Annotated in this window: 2 protein-coding genes; both read right to left on the minus strand. The window is 30.8% G+C overall.

What is annotated here, in order from left to right; translation table 11 throughout:
• Window positions 1-304 precede the first annotated feature (304 nt).
• Window positions 305-805, minus strand: a complete 501-nt coding sequence (locus ES724_RS16375; protein ID WP_146935052.1) for a hypothetical protein — start codon at window positions 803-805, stop codon at window positions 305-307.
• A 181-nt stretch (window positions 806-986) separates the two neighbouring features.
• The gene (locus tag ES724_RS16380; protein WP_146935055.1) at window positions 987-1925 is read right to left on the minus strand and encodes an SRPBCC family protein; all 939 of its coding nucleotides are present in this window, start codon (window positions 1923-1925) and stop codon (window positions 987-989) included.
• Window positions 1926-2056 lie beyond the last annotated feature (131 nt).

Genomic DNA, 2056 nt, shown 5'->3' on the forward strand with positions numbered 1-2056 from the left:
GTTCTTTCTTCATTTAAAAGGGTCTGGATAATGACTCTTTCTTTATAGGTTAGTCGCCTGTGTTTTTTTACTTCCATTTTACAAATCTATTATTTTAGATTTGTTGCGTTAAGTTATTGAATGGAACCTTTTTTTTAAAAATTACACACAACGGTCTTGGTTAAGGCAAGTAGCGTGGAGTAGGGACACGTTCTTGTCGGCTTTGTTGGTTTTTTACTTGATGTTTAAAATATATCTTTTCATTGGAATACCCGCTATTTGCGCTTAACCGATGTTGTTAACTGTTGTTTATACTATACTTTTTTTAATATCGATCACCATAGATTTTTCTCTGTTTAAATTTCATTCCATATCGAGTTGCGCTGAGAATTGAAATCAATATAGTGATGAACATAAATTTGTCCGTTGTATAATATATTATAAAATCCGCACTAATACTTAAACTTAAAATTAATATTATTTTGAGTAAAAAGGCTCTACCGCCAATGTATGAGAATCCGTAATATGTGGACATAAAATTCCCAATTGGGATAATATATTGTTGAAAAAGTTCATCTGATCTTTTGTCTGTTATCTCTATTTCTTTCTCGATTGTAACTAGATATTTTAGAAGTAATTCTTTTTTTCTGATTCTTCCAAGATTTCCAAAATTGGATTTTTTAATCGTTTCAACGTCAATATCATCATTCAATAAATGCTCAATGAAATTTGAAGTTGACTTAAAATGAATCAGTTCACTATTGTCATTTCTTTTAATAACATTTAGTTGATTTAAAATATTCTTATTTAGCTCTTTTTCAGTCAATTATTTTTTCAATTTAAGCACAAACATTATTTAAACAATAGTTTACAACGGTCTTGGTTAACGCAAGTGGCGTGGAGTAGGGACGCGAACTTGTCGGCTTAGTTATTTTGTTACTTGGTCTCTAAAATATCACTTTTCATCAGAATGCCCGCTATTTGCGATAACCGATGTTGTAAAACGTTTAGTTTTCTGACGCTTGTTTGATGTGAATTAATACTCTTTTATGAATTTTATGAATAATTAAGTCAGACCAAAATCTCCAATAGAATTCTGGATTTATGTCAACTTTATACCAAGTCGTTCCTTCCAATTCGGTTATGTTTTCTGAAATACTGATTAACTTAAATTGTCCTTTGTAAGATTTAAAGTAACCATCTAAGTGTGGAGGATGAACTTCCCAGAATGGATTAAATTCATTCATAGGAATTGGTTGTTCCTGAACACTGAATTGGAGTAAATTTGGTTTATTCCATGTAGTTATCGGTTCTACAAAACTTCCAGTTGAAAAGTTACAATATCTAACTGCTCCAACGCCAGTTCCTTTAATTGTCGCATTTGTCGGATATGCAATACCTGTTTTAAATATCCATTCCTTAGGCTCATCTATTTTGTCGAATGTTATTACATTTTCCCAAACTTCATTTATCGGTGCATTTACAATTACCTTAGTTTTTACCGAGATTAAATTTATTGGCTCATTTATGTAATCAAAACTCATAAAGCCAAGGGACAAGGCGAGTAAAATAATGGTTGTATTTGTCTGATTTAGAAACTTCGATCGAGAAGATTTATATCCTAAATAGGATCCTATCCAACCTCCAAACAATAATATTGGACTAGCCATTATAATACAAATTAAGCCTTCTATAGCGAAAAATAAAAGTGATAGGGAAGCTATAATAAAAGCCATAAAACTTAAATTATATGCATCGTTTCTTTCCATCTTTATTTTTCTGCCTGATATAAACGGAGGCAAAAACCCCAATAAAATTGGGATAAATAAAAATATAGTCCAGCCATAATCTCCAAAATAATTTATTGAGATATATCCAATTATCAGGATAATAGGAATTGTAATTAAAATCGATATTAGGTTTGTTTTATTCCAGATTTTTTTCACGAATGCTGGATTCAATGTTGTAACGCAACAAATCGTTGTTGGTTTTTGATGTTTCTAAGCTACAAATTTCAGCTCCATCTCCATCATTTCTTTAGGTGTTTTATAGCCTATGATTTTTCTCGGTCTATTGT

This window comes from Gillisia hiemivivida, assembly GCF_007997295.1.
In the GTDB taxonomy this organism is placed as follows: Bacteria; Bacteroidota; Bacteroidia; order Flavobacteriales; family Flavobacteriaceae; genus Gillisia; species Gillisia hiemivivida.